This window comes from Blautia sp. LMAG:36 (assembly GCF_008680535.1).
Lineage (GTDB): Bacteria > Bacillota > Clostridia > Lachnospirales > Lachnospiraceae > Blautia_A > Blautia_A fusiformis.
In genome coordinates this window covers 234,287-248,058 of sequence record NZ_NALB01000006.1, presented here as the reverse complement: position 1 = coordinate 248,058, position 13,772 = coordinate 234,287, and the positions used below count along the sequence as shown (strand labels likewise).

16 protein-coding genes are annotated in these 13,772 nt (G+C 45.2%); 4 read left to right on the top strand and 12 right to left on the bottom strand.

The genetic code is table 11. The annotated features are described in order from the left end of the window. The first annotated feature begins 4 nt into the window (after window positions 1-4). Entirely contained in the window at window positions 5-1,168 is a 1,164-nt protein-coding gene (locus tag CCC17_RS08510; RefSeq protein ID WP_129975090.1) for a hypothetical protein, read from the top strand. On the opposite strand, the gene CCC17_RS08505 is transcribed toward CCC17_RS08510, so the two are convergent. Then, window positions 1,138-2,028: an amidohydrolase family protein gene (locus CCC17_RS08505; protein ID WP_287082930.1), complete on the bottom strand. Its 891-nt coding sequence runs from the start codon at window positions 2,026-2,028 to the stop codon at window positions 1,138-1,140. The genes CCC17_RS08510 and CCC17_RS08505 overlap by 31 nt on opposite strands. Window positions 2,029-2,033: 5 nt before the next feature. Beyond that, window positions 2,034-3,194, bottom strand: a complete 1,161-nt coding sequence (locus tag CCC17_RS08500; RefSeq protein ID WP_129975095.1) for an alanyl-tRNA editing protein — start codon at window positions 3,192-3,194, stop codon at window positions 2,034-2,036. 141 nt (window positions 3,195-3,335) lie between these two features. On the opposite strand from CCC17_RS08500, the gene CCC17_RS08495 reads away from it, so the two are divergent. Genes CCC17_RS08495 through CCC17_RS08485 form a run of 3 tightly spaced genes read left to right on the top strand, consistent with a single transcriptional unit; the run spans window position 3,336 to window position 5,049 of the window. Further along, entirely contained in the window at window positions 3,336-3,869 is a 534-nt protein-coding gene (locus tag CCC17_RS08495) for an RNA polymerase sigma factor (RefSeq protein WP_287082928.1), read from the top strand. After that, the gene (locus CCC17_RS08490; RefSeq protein ID WP_022427141.1) at window positions 3,870-4,364 is read left to right on the top strand and encodes a hypothetical protein; all 495 of its coding nucleotides are present in this window, start codon (window positions 3,870-3,872) and stop codon (window positions 4,362-4,364) included. A gap of 4 nt (window positions 4,365-4,368) precedes the next feature. Next, window positions 4,369-5,049: a hypothetical protein gene (locus tag CCC17_RS08485; protein ID WP_161209136.1), complete on the top strand. Its 681-nt coding sequence runs from the start codon at window positions 4,369-4,371 to the stop codon at window positions 5,047-5,049. Between the two features lie 60 nt (window positions 5,050-5,109). Here the strand turns inward: CCC17_RS08485 and atpC are convergent, their stop codons facing one another. The 10 genes from atpC to CCC17_RS08435 form a co-directional block, all read right to left on the bottom strand. Continuing rightward, entirely contained in the window at window positions 5,110-5,517 is a 408-nt protein-coding gene (gene atpC / locus CCC17_RS08480; RefSeq protein WP_015525582.1) for an ATP synthase F1 subunit epsilon, read from the bottom strand. 9 nt (window positions 5,518-5,526) lie between these two features. Continuing rightward, window positions 5,527-6,924 (bottom strand): F0F1 ATP synthase subunit beta, encoded by a 1,398-nt coding sequence (gene atpD / locus CCC17_RS08475; RefSeq protein WP_015525581.1) that lies wholly within the window; start codon window positions 6,922-6,924, stop codon window positions 5,527-5,529. A gap of 5 nt (window positions 6,925-6,929) precedes the next feature. Next, window positions 6,930-7,820, bottom strand: coding sequence for an ATP synthase F1 subunit gamma (atpG, locus tag CCC17_RS08470; RefSeq protein ID WP_161209138.1), 891 nt, complete (start codon window positions 7,818-7,820; stop codon window positions 6,930-6,932). An 8-nt stretch (window positions 7,821-7,828) separates the two neighbouring features. Beyond that, the gene (gene atpA / locus CCC17_RS08465; protein WP_021652816.1) at window positions 7,829-9,337 is read right to left on the bottom strand and encodes a F0F1 ATP synthase subunit alpha; all 1,509 of its coding nucleotides are present in this window, start codon (window positions 9,335-9,337) and stop codon (window positions 7,829-7,831) included. Between the two features lie 7 nt (window positions 9,338-9,344). Next, window positions 9,345-9,848 carry an ATP synthase F1 subunit delta gene (gene atpH / locus CCC17_RS08460; protein ID WP_015525579.1) on the bottom strand — a complete coding sequence of 168 codons (504 nt, stop codon included), beginning with the start codon at window positions 9,846-9,848 and terminating at the stop codon, window positions 9,345-9,347. Continuing rightward, entirely contained in the window at window positions 9,829-10,329 is a 501-nt protein-coding gene (gene atpF, locus CCC17_RS08455) for a F0F1 ATP synthase subunit B (RefSeq protein ID WP_022427145.1), read from the bottom strand. Before atpF ends, atpH begins: the two co-directional genes overlap by 20 nt. A 50-nt stretch (window positions 10,330-10,379) precedes the next feature. After that, window positions 10,380-10,598, bottom strand: coding sequence for an ATP synthase F0 subunit C (gene atpE, locus CCC17_RS08450; RefSeq protein ID WP_021652814.1), 219 nt, complete (start codon window positions 10,596-10,598; stop codon window positions 10,380-10,382). Between the two features lie 62 nt (window positions 10,599-10,660). Beyond that, complete coding sequence (locus CCC17_RS08445; protein WP_084449196.1) at window positions 10,661-11,326, bottom strand: F0F1 ATP synthase subunit A; 666 nt, start codon at window positions 11,324-11,326, stop codon at window positions 10,661-10,663. A 203-nt stretch (window positions 11,327-11,529) separates the two neighbouring features. Beyond that, on the bottom strand, window positions 11,530-12,498 hold the full coding sequence (locus tag CCC17_RS08440) for a biotin--[acetyl-CoA-carboxylase] ligase (RefSeq protein ID WP_287082927.1): 969 nt from the start codon (window positions 12,496-12,498) through the stop codon (window positions 11,530-11,532). 276 nt (window positions 12,499-12,774) lie between these two features. After that, a complete protein-coding gene (locus CCC17_RS08435; protein WP_015525576.1) occupies window positions 12,775-13,761 on the bottom strand; it encodes a helix-turn-helix transcriptional regulator in 987 nt (328 codons plus the stop codon). Between the last annotated feature and the right edge of the window lie 11 nt (window positions 13,762-13,772).

The window sequence follows — 13,772 nt, the reverse complement described above, 5'->3', positions numbered from 1 at the left end:
ACAAATGAAAAAACTGTCTGCTGCATGTATGATTCTCGGCCTTTCCCTTTTTGCGGGAGGCTGCAGCAATGATCAGATCGATGATCATATTATTTCTCTTCAGGATAAAATTTCAGACGTTACTGCTTCAGATTCCACAGAACAGGAAGATCAGGAGCCTTCCACGGAAGAACGTGTTTATATAGATGAGCTTACCGGCACACTGCTGGATTTTGACGGTACACATCTGACGATTTCCAGCAATGGAGAAACCTATGTATTTGATGTTTCCCAGACAAGGCTTGAATGCAAATACGGCGTTGTATCCAGTGATCAGGTCAGTGTGATCTACCAGGGACAGCTTTCCGGAACGGATATCAGCACCATTTCCCCCATCAAAATAACCGACAAATATCATAATGAAACTCCTCTGGAGGACCGCACTTTAAAGGGCAAAGTGAAATCACTCACCTCCAATGCCCTTGTGATAGTTACAGAAAAGGGAAATACCGTAACCTTCCCTGTCACCGGTGTCAGACAATACTACAAAAAAGGCATCAAGGCCGGCAAGTGGGTCTATGTCCATTTTCGCGGTAAATTCATCAACGAAACACTCGTGGATGACAAACAGTATGACGGCAGTTTCACAAAAGTGATCAGTGTCTCCGATACGGATCCACTGAAAGTACCTGCAGCAACTCCTACGCCTTCCCCTGAACCAAAGAAAAAAGAACAGCATCTCCGTGCAAAGATCGTAAGTGTCAGCACCAGCACAATGACTGTCATCCCGCAGGCCACAGGATCGGAACTGACAGTTTCACTTTCCTCCGCCCCTGTATATTTCAAAGGAGGAATGGCTCCGGGATCTTATGTAAACATTATCTATACCGGTAAATTTAATGGTGAATCCACCAGCGGCATGAAGATCCGTGGAATCACCGGGGAGGATCCGGACATACTTTCAGTACGCAACATTACTTCTACTGTAACCGGCACGATCCTGGGCACAACCGCCAATACCGTGCTGCTCCAGACATACGACGGCGTAAAGATCCTCTGCAGCCGTGAAAACGTTCCGGACCTTTCCTCAAGCGGAATGGAAGAAGGTGCCGATCTCCGGGTTACTTTCAACCCTGCGAAATCACGCACCTCCAATATTTATACCTGTATTAAATTCGAAGACCCGTGACGGAAGATGGTACGGATCCTTTTTTCTCCATCTTCCATCCAGCTTCGTACTGCCTGCGTATCACCCAGTATATCAAAAAAAGCTCTGCTTTCATCCTGTACACCCTGGCCGTGAAGAACCTGATATGCACCGGCATCGCTTCCTACTGCCACATGAACCTTCTTTTCAAAAGCTTTCTTCAGATTCTGCTCGCCTGTCTTTATAATAGATGCAAGGATCGTATCTTCAAATCTGCCGCAGCCTTTAAGATTCCGCACAGTTACAAGTGTCGGAACCCACACGCTTTCGCTGTCTGCCAGCATGGAAATCGTCTCATCATCCATATAGTTCCCATGCTCAATACTGTCAACACCAGCCTCCACTGCTGCCTGTACGCCATAGCATCCATTTGTATGGCTCATCACGGCAAATCCCTCTTCATGAGCAATATGTACCATTTCTTTCACATCCGTTGCTGAAAGCGGCGTTCCCGTAATTTTCCCGTGATCTGCAAAATCCAGAAGCCCTGTAGTCATGATCTTGATAAAATCCGCACCTTCAGCGGCAGCTTCCAGAACTCTTCTGTGATATTCCTTCATGTCTGAAAAGCTTTTTCCAACGATCTTCCCGTAATGACCCTCTTTATAAATGGCAAAAACCGGTGTGCGATAGTCAATTTCATATTCCGGGGCCAGTCTGGCAGCCCGTTTTGACACACCGTAATGATCTCCTCCGTCTCTCACAAAACGGATTCCTCTTTTCCGGTATTCCTCAAAATGAGCACGGATCAGTGTATCCCGGGGCCCGTTTTTCTGTGTCTCAACGGCTTTCCGGTAATCATAGCCATTGAGAAATATATGTGCATGACATTCCCCAAACATTTTCATCACTGTTCAAAAAAGTTTCGGATCTCTTTCTCAGATGCCTGCACCGATCCCTGTACAAAGAACGGCTTTCCGCCTCCGCGTCCGTTTAATTTCGCATTCATCTCTTTTGTAAACTGACGGAGATCGCCATCTTTTTCACCTATTGCATACTTGTAGCTTCCGTCTGCATTTCCGGAAAAAACCGCACAGCAGCCCTGGCAGGTCTGTGTCACGGCGTCTGCAAGCTTCCGCACACTGTCTGCATCCATTCCATCCATAAAGATGAGAACGCTTCCGCTTCCTGCATAACGCTCTGCCTCTTTCCGGCACATGTCGTCTACCAGCTGCCCAACCTGTCCTTTCAGTCGGAAATTCTCTTCCTGAAGGCGTTCCACTGCCTGCGCAGTCTTATCCATTTTTGCGGAAAGCTTTACAGAAATCTGGTGGTTCTGGTCATTGACCATGTTCAGATAATCCAGCACACGTTTTCCGCAGATCATCTCAATACGGACACCTTCACGAAATTTTTCCACGGAAAGAAGTTTCACCATTCCGATCTCTCCGGTATGTGTCACATGAGTTCCGCAGCATGCACAGATATCCACCCCTGGAAATTCTACGATCCGCACCTGACCGGTGAGCTCTTTTTTGCTTCGATAATCGATCTTTTCCAGTTCCTCAGCTGTAGGATATATGATCTTTATCTGCGTATCTTCCCATATCTTTTGGTTTGTTTTCCGCTCGATCTCAGCAAGCTGCGCCTCATCCAACGGGCCATTCAGATCTATGGTAATGGTATCGCTTCCCATATGAAAGCCTACATTATCATATCCGTAAGCCTCATGGATCAGTCCGCTCACCATATGCTCACCGGAATGCTGCTGCATCAGATCAAATCTTCTTGCCCAATCGATGCGTCCCTGTACTTCTGTTCCGGCTTCCATCGGCTGATCTGTATAATGAAGAAGTTCTCCCTCCTTTTCATGCACTTCCTTTACTTTCACATCGTTGAGATATCCGGTATCGCTTGGCTGTCCACCGCCCTCCGGGTAAAAAGCGCTCTCATCCAGAATGATATGAAAACCTTTTTTTGCTTCTCTGCACTCCAGGACTTTGGCTGTAAATTCTTTTTTATATACATCTTCATAATATAAACGTTTCGTCTCTGTCATTTGTCTCATCCTTTCTGCATCTCTGCTTTGACGACTTATAGTATAGACCAAATTTTCTCTCCCCGCTATATAAAAACGGCATTTATCCAATGATTTACATATTTTTCTATAAAAGCTGAAGGCTTTCCTTCAGGTTCCGCGTTATAATAAATGAAGCGGGAAGAGAAGGGAGCTGATTGCATTACACGGGAAGAATATCTGGAATATCTGATACATACATACCAAAACTTAATATTTTCCATTTGTCTGAAATCGGTGGGCAATCCCTTTGACGCCGAGGATCTGACACAGGATGTTTTTCTTTCCGCCTACAAAAATCTCTCCCGTTTTGATGGCACCTACGAAAAAGCCTGGCTCAGCAAGATCGCAGTCAGAAAATGTCTGGATCATCTGAAAGCAGCCGGCAGACGTACCATTCCCACAGAGGACACCTATTTTGAACAGCTCCATGATAAAGAGTTTTCCCCGGAGGAGGCATTTCTGGACAAAGATTTCAAGGATCGGATCCGGCATTTATGTACAGCGCTGAAAAGCCCCTACAGGGAGGTTGCCCTTGAGCATTTCTGCGAAGAAAAAACCGCCGCAGAAATTGCAAAAGCGCAGAATAAAAATATCAAAACAGTCCAGACGCAGATCTACCGGTCCAGATCTATGCTGAAAGCACTGCTGGAAAGGAGTGATTAGATGCACATACCACAAGATGAATTACAGAAATTCCAGGACGGAACCATGAATACGGATGAAATGATCCATTTTCTGGAGCATATGGAGCAATGTGACTTCTGTCTGGATGAACTTCTTCAGAATGAGGATGCCGCTTCTGAGTATGCTCCATCCTATCTGCAGGATGAAATTCTGAAAAAAGCAGCTTCTCCGGAAGTTCAGGCTTCCAGAAAAATACATGAAACTGCTTATTGGATGAAGCTTCTCTGTGCAGGCTTACGGACTGCCGTAGGCATGGGTGTTGCGCTGATCATGCTTTTTTCTGTATCTCAGACAGATTTTACGGCTCTTCATCCTTCACCGGAAACAAAAGTTAAGATTTCTTCATCCCTTGACATTGGTTCCGGCCTAAACCAGCTTTCCATGCAGGTAGGTTCCCAGCTCAGTGAACATTCTCAGAAGATCAGTAATAATCTGAACGATCTTACGAATAAAATTATAAACGGAGGCAAGTAAATTTATGAAAAAACAAAAACATGGTTTCTGGGTATTTATCTTTTCCCTGATCCCCGGTGCCGGGGAAATGTACATGGGATTTAAAAAACAGGGACTTAGCATTATGCTGCTATTCTGGGGATCGATCGCACTGGCATCCATAACCGGTCTTGGATGGCTGGCCATGTTTCTCCCGGTGATATGGTTCTATAGTTTTTTTAATGTCCATAATCTGAAATCCCTGTCAGAAGAAGAATTCTACTCTGTAGAGGATAATTACATTCTTCACATGGATCAGTTTTCCGGTGATATGGGAAAATTCTTACAAAAGCATCAGAGTGCAGTTGCATGGGTTCTGATCCTGTTTGGTATCTGCATCCTGTGGAGTCGTTTCACAAGTCTTCTGTACTTCATTGTACCGAATAATATGGCCGACTATGTATACAATATCTGCAACAGCCTTCCGCAGATCGTCATTGCTACAGGTATCATTGCTGCAGGTATTTATCTTCTTACTCAGCAGAAAAAGAAACTGAAACAGGAAACCGAAACAAAAGATGAACATTACTGGGAACCCTATCGTCCATATCAGCAGCTGACAGAAAAGCCTGTTCATACTTCTGATAACTCAGACAAAGATACAGCTTCTGAAGCTTCTTCCATTGCTGATCCGGAAAATACCGATTCTAATTCATCCACAAAATAACAGAGAAAAAAAGATCCACTGTCAGTTTCCTGACAATGGATCTTTTTATATGATTTAAATTTACTGCTTATGTGTTACCTTAAGACGTGTCATCGCTCTCGCAAGTGCCATCTGGTTCATATGATACTCCTGGATGCTCTGTTTCTGACGAAGCTGCTCTTCTGCACGTTCCTTTGCTTCCTGAGCACGGCGGATATCAATCTCGTCCGGACTCTCTACGCTGAGGCAGAACAGCTTGGCACGGTTATTGATCATCTCAACAAATCCGCTGCTCACAGCAAACACATACTCATTACCGTCAGCATCCTCAAAACGCATCTCACCGGGAATGATGGCAGCTACAACATTCGCATGATGGGCAAGAAATCCCTGCTCACCATCCACTGCCGGGATAATAAGCTTCTGAGCACGTCCTGCATAAGCCAGTTTATTGCTGGCATATATTTCCAGGCCAAATGTCTCACTCATAGCTGCTCCTTACTGCCGGTTCTCCTCGGCTTTTGCTTTTGCAATTACATCATCAATGGTTCCAACATTAAAGAATGCGTTCTCCGGATAATCATCCATCTCGCCGTCAATGATCGCCTTAAATCCGCGGATCGTCTCTTTCAGAGGTACATATTTACCTTTGATACCGGTGAAGTTCTCAGCTACATGGAACGGCTGGGAAAGGAACTTCTGGATCTTTCTTGCACGGAATACTGTCTGCTTGTCTTCCTCTGAGAGCTCCTCCATACCAAGAATAGCAATGATGTCCTGAAGTTCTTTATATTTCTGAAGGATTTCCTGTACTCTACGTGCAACCTCGTAATGTTCCTCACCGACAATATCTGCCTCCAGGATACGGGAAGTAGACTCAAGCGGATCTACGGCCGGATAAATACCCTGCTCAACGATCTTACGGGAAAGAACGGTTGTTGCATCCAGATGGGCAAATGTTGTTGCCGGAGCCGGGTCAGTTAAGTCATCGGCCGGTACATATACTGCCTGTACAGATGTAACAGAACCTTCCTTGGTAGATGCGATCCTCTCCTGAAGCTCACCCATCTCAGTTGCCAGTGTAGGCTGATATCCTACTGCGGACGGCATACGTCCAAGCAGAGCGGAAACCTCAGATCCTGCCTGTACAAAACGGAAGATATTATCAATGAAAAGAAGTACATCTCTGTGCTCCTGATCACGGAAATACTCTGCCATGGTAAGTCCTGTCTCAGCAACACGCATACGTGCTCCAGGCGGCTCGTTCATCTGTCCGAACACTAAGGCTGTCTTTTCAAGAACACCGGATTCCTTCATCTCTGTCCAAAGGTCATTACCCTCACGGGAACGCTCACCGACACCGGTGAAAATAGAATATCCACCATGCTCGGTAGCGATATTCTGGATCAGCTCCTGGATAAGGACTGTCTTACCAACACCGGCACCACCGAACAGACCGATCTTACCACCTTTTGCATATGGAGCAAGAAGGTCGATAACCTTGATACCTGTTTCCAGGATCTCAACTGCCGGTTTCTGCTCTTCAAATGAAGGCGGATCACGATGGATGACCCAATGCTCTTCACCGTCCAGGGAATCACCGCCATCTACGGTATCTCCAAGAACGTTGAACAGACGACCAAGTGTTTTATCTCCAACCGGAACCTTGATACCGCTTCCGGTAGCTGTTACTTCTCTGTCTCGCTGCAGGCCCTCGCTGGCTCCCAGCATGATGCAGCGTACGATATTATTTCCAAGGTGCTGGGACACCTCCATAACGCATCTCTTACCGTTGTTCTCGACTTCAAGGGCATCCTTGATATCCGGAAGCTGTCCGTCTTCAAAAACAACGTCTACAACAGGTCCCATAACCTGTACGATCTTACCTTTATTCATAGTCATCACTTCCTTTTTTGTGCTTTAGCACCGCTGATAACCTCAGTGATCTCCTGGGTGATCGCAGCCTGACGTGCACGATTATACTGAATGGAAAGATCCTTCAGCATCGCCTTTGCACTATCTGTAGAGGACTGCATTGCTGTCATTCTCGCACTGTTCTCACTGGCATATGCCTCTACAAGACATCCATAGATCACACCTGTAAGGTAGTTGGGGATCATAGTATCCAGAAGCACATCTGCAGACGGAGATAACACGATCTCCTCCTGATAAATATCTGCCGGGATCTGACCCAACTTAAAATCAGCCTTTTTCAGCGGTAAAAGCTGCATATTCACATTTTCCATTGCCATCGCATTCAGCATCTGTGTATAGACAATGTGAATTTCATCCAGCTCTCTTTCAAGAAATGCCCGTACGATCTCTTCCGTGATAAGGCGTGCTCTGTGCATAGTCGGCTTCTGCACGGTATAATGAAAACCGCCGTCCATATCCACATCTCTCTTGCCGAAATACTGACGCCCTACCATACCAAGGACATACAGCTTGTGATGTCCCGGTACCTCTTCCATGAAATCTTCTGTCATTTTCTGTACATTATGATTGTATGCACCAGCCATACCTTTATCACCTGTAATGACAATGGTACCTACCTTTCTTTCATCCTTCGGAACAAGATGACGCTCACTGAAGAAAGGATGCTGGATGTCCGGCATATGACGGAGGATCCTGGCAATGGCAGCCTGCATATTATAGAAATATGGTTCCGTGTCCTGCAGGATCTTCTTGGCCTTCTGCATCTTGGAAGAAGAAATCATGTACATCGCATTGGTGATCTTCATGGTGTCCTGAATGCTTTTCATACGAGTCTGTATTTCTTTTGCATTTGCCATATCAACACCTACCTGCTCTTATCTCTGAATTCTTCTGCCGCCTTTACGATTTTCTCTACAAGCTCATCAGAGAGCTGCTTTGTAGTCTCGATCTCTTTGCCGATCTCAGGATATACATTATCAAAGTACTCCAGAAGATCCTTCTGATATTTCTTGATCTCTTTCTTTTCTACATCTACCATCAGCTTGTGAGTCGCAACGCAGAGAGTAATTACCTGCTGATGAAGACTTAACGGGCTGCAGAGCGGCTGTTTCAGAAGCTCCATCAGACAGCTTCCGTATTTCAGCTGTGCAGTTGTAGCCTCATCCAGATCTGAACTGAACTGGGTGAACACTTCCATCTCTCTGTACTGTGCCAGGTCGATACGTACACTACCGGAAGCTTTCTTCATAGCCTTGGTCTGTGCAGCACCACCAACACGGGATACGGAAAGACCAACATTGACTGCCGGACGCATACCTGAGAAGAACAGATCACTTTCCAGGAAGATCTGACCATCTGTGATAGAAATTACGTTTGTAGGAATGTATGCAGATACATCACCGGCCTGTGTCTCGATGATCGGAAGTGCCGTAATGGATCCGCCGCCTGCCTCTTCACTCAGACGGCTGGAACGCTCCAGAAGTCTGGAATGAAGATAGAATACGTCACCAGGATATGCCTCACGTCCCGGAGAACGCTCAAGCAGAAGTGACAATGCACGATATGCCACTGCATGCTTGGAAAGATCATCATATACGATCAGTACGTCTTTACCCTGATACATGAAATACTCTGCAAGAGCAGTACCAGCATAAGGAGCAATATACTGAAGCGGTGCACAGTCGCTGGCTGTTGCGGAGAATACGGTTGTATACTCCATTGCACCGTATTTTTCAAGATTGGAAACTACCTTTGCAACGGTAGAAGCTTTCTGTCCGATGGCAACATAGATACAGATCACATCCTTACCTTTCTGGTTGATGATCGTATCGGTTGCGATGGATGTTTTACCTGTCTGTCTGTCGCCGATGATCAGCTCTCGCTGTCCACGGCCGATCGGGAACATGGAATCAATGGAAAGGATTCCTGTTTCCAGAGGTACAGTTACAGACTTACGGTCGATGATTCCAGGAGCCGGGTTCTCGATCGGGCGGTATTCCTCTGCCTGGATCTCTCCCTTTCCATCAATAGGCTCACCAAGTGCGTTCACGATTCTTCCGATAAATTTATCCCCTACCGGAATACCTGCCTGCTTGCCAGTTCTGGCAACTTTGGTGCCTTCCTTGATTCCTGTATCCTTTCCGAAAAGAATACATCCCATGCTGTTGGCACGGACATCCTGTACCATACCTTTCAGACCATTCTCGAAGGTCACGACCTCACCGTACATGGCATGATCGATGCCATAAACAGTTGCGATACCATCTCCCACGGAGATGACAGTGCCTACTTCCTGGTCCTTGCTGATTTCGTCATAGTTCTTTATTTCTTCCTTGAGAATCGAAATGATTTCATCTGGATTTATTGCACCCAATTCAATTTCACCTCCGGGTTAATTTCTGTTTCAGTTTCTTATAACGTCCGATGAGGCTCCAGTCGTACTCACGATCTCCTGCCCTGAGAACAAATCCACCTACAAGGCTTTTATCCTCTGTAAGGGTAAGTTCCACTTCTCTGGCAGAAAACTGGCTACGGAGAAACTCCTTCATCTTATTTTCCTGCTCTTCGGCAGGACGTGTTACATAAAGAAGCTCTGCCTTGAGAATTCCTTTCTGTTCCCGGCTGTAAGCATCATAAGCTTCAAGGATCTCTCCGATTCTGTCAATCTTCTGATACTTACACGTTACTTTAAGAAAACTCTTCATTTCCTGCGGAAAAACCCGCTCTATTACCTGTTCTTTTTCTTTGAGGGAAACAAGTGGATTTTCAAGCATCTTACCTATCTCAGGTGTATTCTTAAAAATCCTTCCTGTTTCGCAGATTGCCTCCCCCGGGACAGAAAGACCGTATAATGCTTTTGCATAATTAATGGACGTCTCTGTCATGAGGATCACCTGCTCCTTCTAAAAACTGGTCATATAGGGACATATCCTGTGCTTCGTCGTTCTTTTTTCCCATGATTCTGGATGCTGCATCCATTGCCAGCTCAGCCACTTTGCCTTCCATCGCTTTCATAGCAGCTTCCTGCTCAGTGCTGATATCTCTTCTTGCTTTCTCAAGAATCTGACCAGCCTGATCATTAGCTCTCTTCACGATGCTGTCTGCCTGTACTTTTGCCTCGTCCTTAGCCTGCTCTACAATACTGAAGGATTCCTCCTTCGCAGATTTCAGTGCATCCTCATACTGTCCTTTCAGCTGGTTTGCTTCAGTGGTTGTCTTCTCTGCTGAAGCAAACTGCTCATCGATCATAGCTTTTCTCTTCTCCATAACACCAATGATCGGGCCGAAAAGGAACTTCTTCATTAAAAGATAAAGAACGATCAGGTTTATAATAGTAAAGACAAGGTTGATATCAATTTTAATCACCTGGTCCACCTGCCTCTCTTAATCCTGAATTAGTATCTCGTCTTTACCTATTAGCCAAGCATGATGATGATCAGAAGACCGATTACGAAACCGTAAATAGCTGTTGCCTCTGCAAGAGCACATCCAAGAAGAAGTGCTTTACTGATCTTGCTCTCTGCCTCTGGCTGTCTTGCGATAGCTTCTACTGCTTTAGATGTTGCAAGACCGATACCAATACCTGCTCCAATACCTGTAAGAACTGCGATAGCTGCACCAATTGCGATTAACATAGTTTTTTCCTCCTGTAAAATACAATTTTTTCATTTTTAGATCAAGCGGATCTTCCGCTTCACTACTCAATTGCTTCCTTAATGAACAAGGATGTTAAGAATACAAATACATACGCCTGTATGAATCCGTCGAAGAAATCAAAATACAGGCTGAATGGTATGGGAAGAATGGCCGGACAAACAAACTCCAGCAGCTTCATAACTACGAAGCTTCCCAGAACATTACCGAACAACCGCATGCAGAGAGATGTAGGTCTGATCGCTATTTCCAGAATGTTGATCGGAAGCATGATCGGAACCGGCTCCGCAAAGCTTTTCAGGAAACCCTTCAGTCCCCTTTTATGAAAGCCTGCATACTCGATCAGAATAATGCTCATCAGCGCCAGCGCAATGGTAACATTCATGTCCTTCGTTGGTGGTGTAAAACCAAATACGCCTGCGATATTGGCTATTCCGATGTAAATTACGGTTGACATCAAATAAGGCACATACTGTTTGCCTTCTTCTCCAAGGATACCCATGAAGAAATCCTGAAGAAAACTTACCCCGGTCTCCAGAAGCAGCTGCTTCTTACCCGGATTTTCCACACTGAGATTCCGAACTAAGATCAGAGACAGAATCACAAGAACCGCCATGATGACCCATGTGACTACCACGCATTCTGCAATTGGTATTCCACCAAACGCCGGAATGGTAAAGGCTGTCTTACTGTTTAGTTCTTCTGCCAGTGTACTTGATAAATCTCCCGTTTTTCTCCCTCCTTTTCTCTTGGCGCTGATCGTATCTTTTTATAATTGGTATGACCACGCCTTGTAGTTGACTTTATTTTACTCCGCATTTCCAGAATGTCAATATTATTTTTGCCTGTTTTGTACAAAAAAGAATCTGTTTTTTATACAAAATATACAATTCATTTCAATTAACCTTGATCCTACTTCCTGCGTACAGATACTTCTCCATAAGAAAGCAGGGTTTCTGAACCATCCTGTTCTCTCACAAGAAGCCTTCCATCTGGTGCTATGGATTCTGCATAAGCTTCCCTTGTACACTGTCCGTCTGTGATCACGATCATGTTTCCAGGAATGATATTATTTTCTGTATATTCTCTGGAAAGTCCCGGAGTCTCCACTTCCATGAGAAGCTGATTGACGATCTCCGCCACAAGAATACTGCAGTTTATATGCTCTGCGTCATTCCTGTTTTCAAATAATGCTCCAGCCGTTTCCTGTATATCTTCAGGAAACCCATCTTCCGGCATATACAGATTCAAACCAATTCCTACAACTGCAAACTCAATGTTCCCGCTTTCAAAGTCTGTAACAGCCTCTGTCAGTATCCCACACACTTTCTTATTATGAAAATACAGATCATTGACCCATTTGATCCCAAGGTCGATCCCGCAGATTTTCTTCACTGCACGGCACACTGCAGTTGCCGCCGCTGTAGTGATCAGGAGTCCTTCCTTCAGAGTTCGGTCAGGTCTTAGAACGATACTCATATAAAGTCCTGCATTTTCAGGAGAATAAAAACTTCGGCCTCTTCGGCCTCTTCCGCTTTTCTGTCTGCGCGCCAGTATCAGTGCACCATGACCTGCTTCTCCTGAAAATGCAGCCTCCTTGGCTGCCCGGTTTGTAGAATCCAGTTCTCTGTATATTTTTACAGGGACATCCGGATGATCGAGGTAAAGCCGTATTCCTTCTTCCGATAAACGGCTGCCTCCTCGAAGCACATAGCCTTTGTTTGGTCCAGCTTCTATGGTATATCCCTCTTCACGAAGGGATTTCACAGCTTTCCAGATGGCTGCCCGTGTGCAGTTTAGTTCTGCTGCTGCCGCCTCTCCGGATATCAGTTCGTTCTCGTGCTGCTCCAGAAGCTTCAGCATTCTTGCTTTTACAGTCATATCTTCACCGTCCGTATTCTGCCTGAAATGGCAAAATTTATTCCCTCCTAAGAGTCGAAAGCATTATAGCACTTAAACATCGCGATGTCTATTATCTTTTTTACATATGCTATCTATATTATTTTTATATTTCAGATACAGCTATTATATGATTTTTCTCATTTTTGTCTGTTTTCATTTATTTTTTTATATATTATTTCTGTTGAAAACCTGCAGACTCAGGAGTGAATTTTCCTGAATCTTTATTATATACAGATTTTCTTTATCATATATTTATCATTTGTAATTAGAAAGACTTTTCTCAAGAAATTCCCGGTACTTATCGCGAACCTCATCCGGTGACGCGATCACCGCATCCGGGCCAAGACTGGCTATCCAGCCAAAGAACTGGTCACTGATATTTACACGAACCAGTGTTTTGAAATGTTCAGGATCCTTCCTGTGTATCATAATATCTCTGCCAAACCGATCCAGCACCACCCCGACCAAGCGGTTATGTGCTTCCAGACATATGGTTACTTCTCTGCCGCCAAACATCCCGAAGGTCCTGGATGTCAGCTCCCCTATATCATAATTCTCAAAAAATTCTCTGCCGCGTCGCACCTCCTTCTCTATACGGATCTGCTGGAGCTTATCTACCTGATACTGCTTAACCCTTCCACACTTCTCGTCGTAAGTGATCAGATAATATTCCTCATTCTGCCATACAAGTCCCCAGGGACTGACCGAATATCGTTCTCCCTCATTCTCCGGACGCAGCTTCTTCTCCACAGTCCATTCACAATATTGAAAAGAAATCTGCCTGTCCTCAGTTAATGCACGCTGGATCATATCAATACTGTAATACACATTCTCGTTTATAGTCCGGATACGGTTCTCTGCAAATCCCTGTCGCCGCAGCTGTCTGGACTCATAAACACTGGCAAGGCTCTCCAGCTTCCTGATCAGCTGTCGGGATTTCCCATTGGTGATACATCTGGAGGACTGTACTGCATCCACCAGAAGTCTCAGCTCCGGAAGCTCAAATTCCCGACTGGCAAGATAAAAACCGGCCGGGTGCTCCCGCCGGTTCAGGATATCCATTCCAAAATTCCGCAGGGTTTCAATATCATCATAGACAGTCTTACGCTCTGCACTGATCCCCAGACTATTCAGATAGGCGATCAGCTCCTTCACAGACATCGGATGCTCTTCGTCCGTCTGCTCCAGAAAAATGCGCATCAGATATAAAATTTTAATCTTCTGGTTAAAGACCCTTGGCATCCTTTCTCCTC

What these genes read in the sequence shown, in the direction of transcription:
- CCC17_RS08510 (WP_129975090.1), top strand. Translation starts at nt 5, where the DNA reads ATGAAAAAACTGTCTGCTGCATGTATGATTCTCGGCCTTTCCCTTTTT.
- CCC17_RS08505 (WP_287082930.1), bottom strand. Translation starts at nt 2,028, where the DNA reads ATGTTTGGGGAATGTCATGCACATATATTTCTCAATGGCTATGATTAC.
- CCC17_RS08500 (WP_129975095.1), bottom strand. Translation starts at nt 3,194, where the DNA reads ATGAGACAAATGACAGAGACGAAACGTTTATATTATGAAGATGTATAT.
- CCC17_RS08495 (WP_287082928.1), top strand. Translation starts at nt 3,336, where the DNA reads ATGAAGCGGGAAGAGAAGGGAGCTGATTGCATTACACGGGAAGAATAT.
- CCC17_RS08490 (WP_022427141.1), top strand. Translation starts at nt 3,870, where the DNA reads ATGCACATACCACAAGATGAATTACAGAAATTCCAGGACGGAACCATG.
- CCC17_RS08485 (WP_161209136.1), top strand. Translation starts at nt 4,369, where the DNA reads ATGAAAAAACAAAAACATGGTTTCTGGGTATTTATCTTTTCCCTGATC.
- atpC (WP_015525582.1), bottom strand. Translation starts at nt 5,517, where the DNA reads ATGAGTGAGACATTTGGCCTGGAAATATATGCCAGCAATAAACTGGCT.
- atpD (WP_015525581.1), bottom strand. Translation starts at nt 6,924, where the DNA reads ATGAATAAAGGTAAGATCGTACAGGTTATGGGACCTGTTGTAGACGTT.
- atpG (WP_161209138.1), bottom strand. Translation starts at nt 7,820, where the DNA reads ATGGCAAATGCAAAAGAAATACAGACTCGTATGAAAAGCATTCAGGAC.
- atpH (WP_015525579.1), bottom strand. Translation starts at nt 9,848, where the DNA reads ATGACAGAGACGTCCATTAATTATGCAAAAGCATTATACGGTCTTTCT.
- atpE (WP_021652814.1), bottom strand. Translation starts at nt 10,598, where the DNA reads ATGTTAATCGCAATTGGTGCAGCTATCGCAGTTCTTACAGGTATTGGA.
- CCC17_RS08440 (WP_287082927.1), bottom strand. Translation starts at nt 12,498, where the DNA reads ATGACTGTAAAAGCAAGAATGCTGAAGCTTCTGGAGCAGCACGAGAAC.
- CCC17_RS08435 (WP_015525576.1), bottom strand. Translation starts at nt 13,761, where the DNA reads ATGCCAAGGGTCTTTAACCAGAAGATTAAAATTTTATATCTGATGCGC.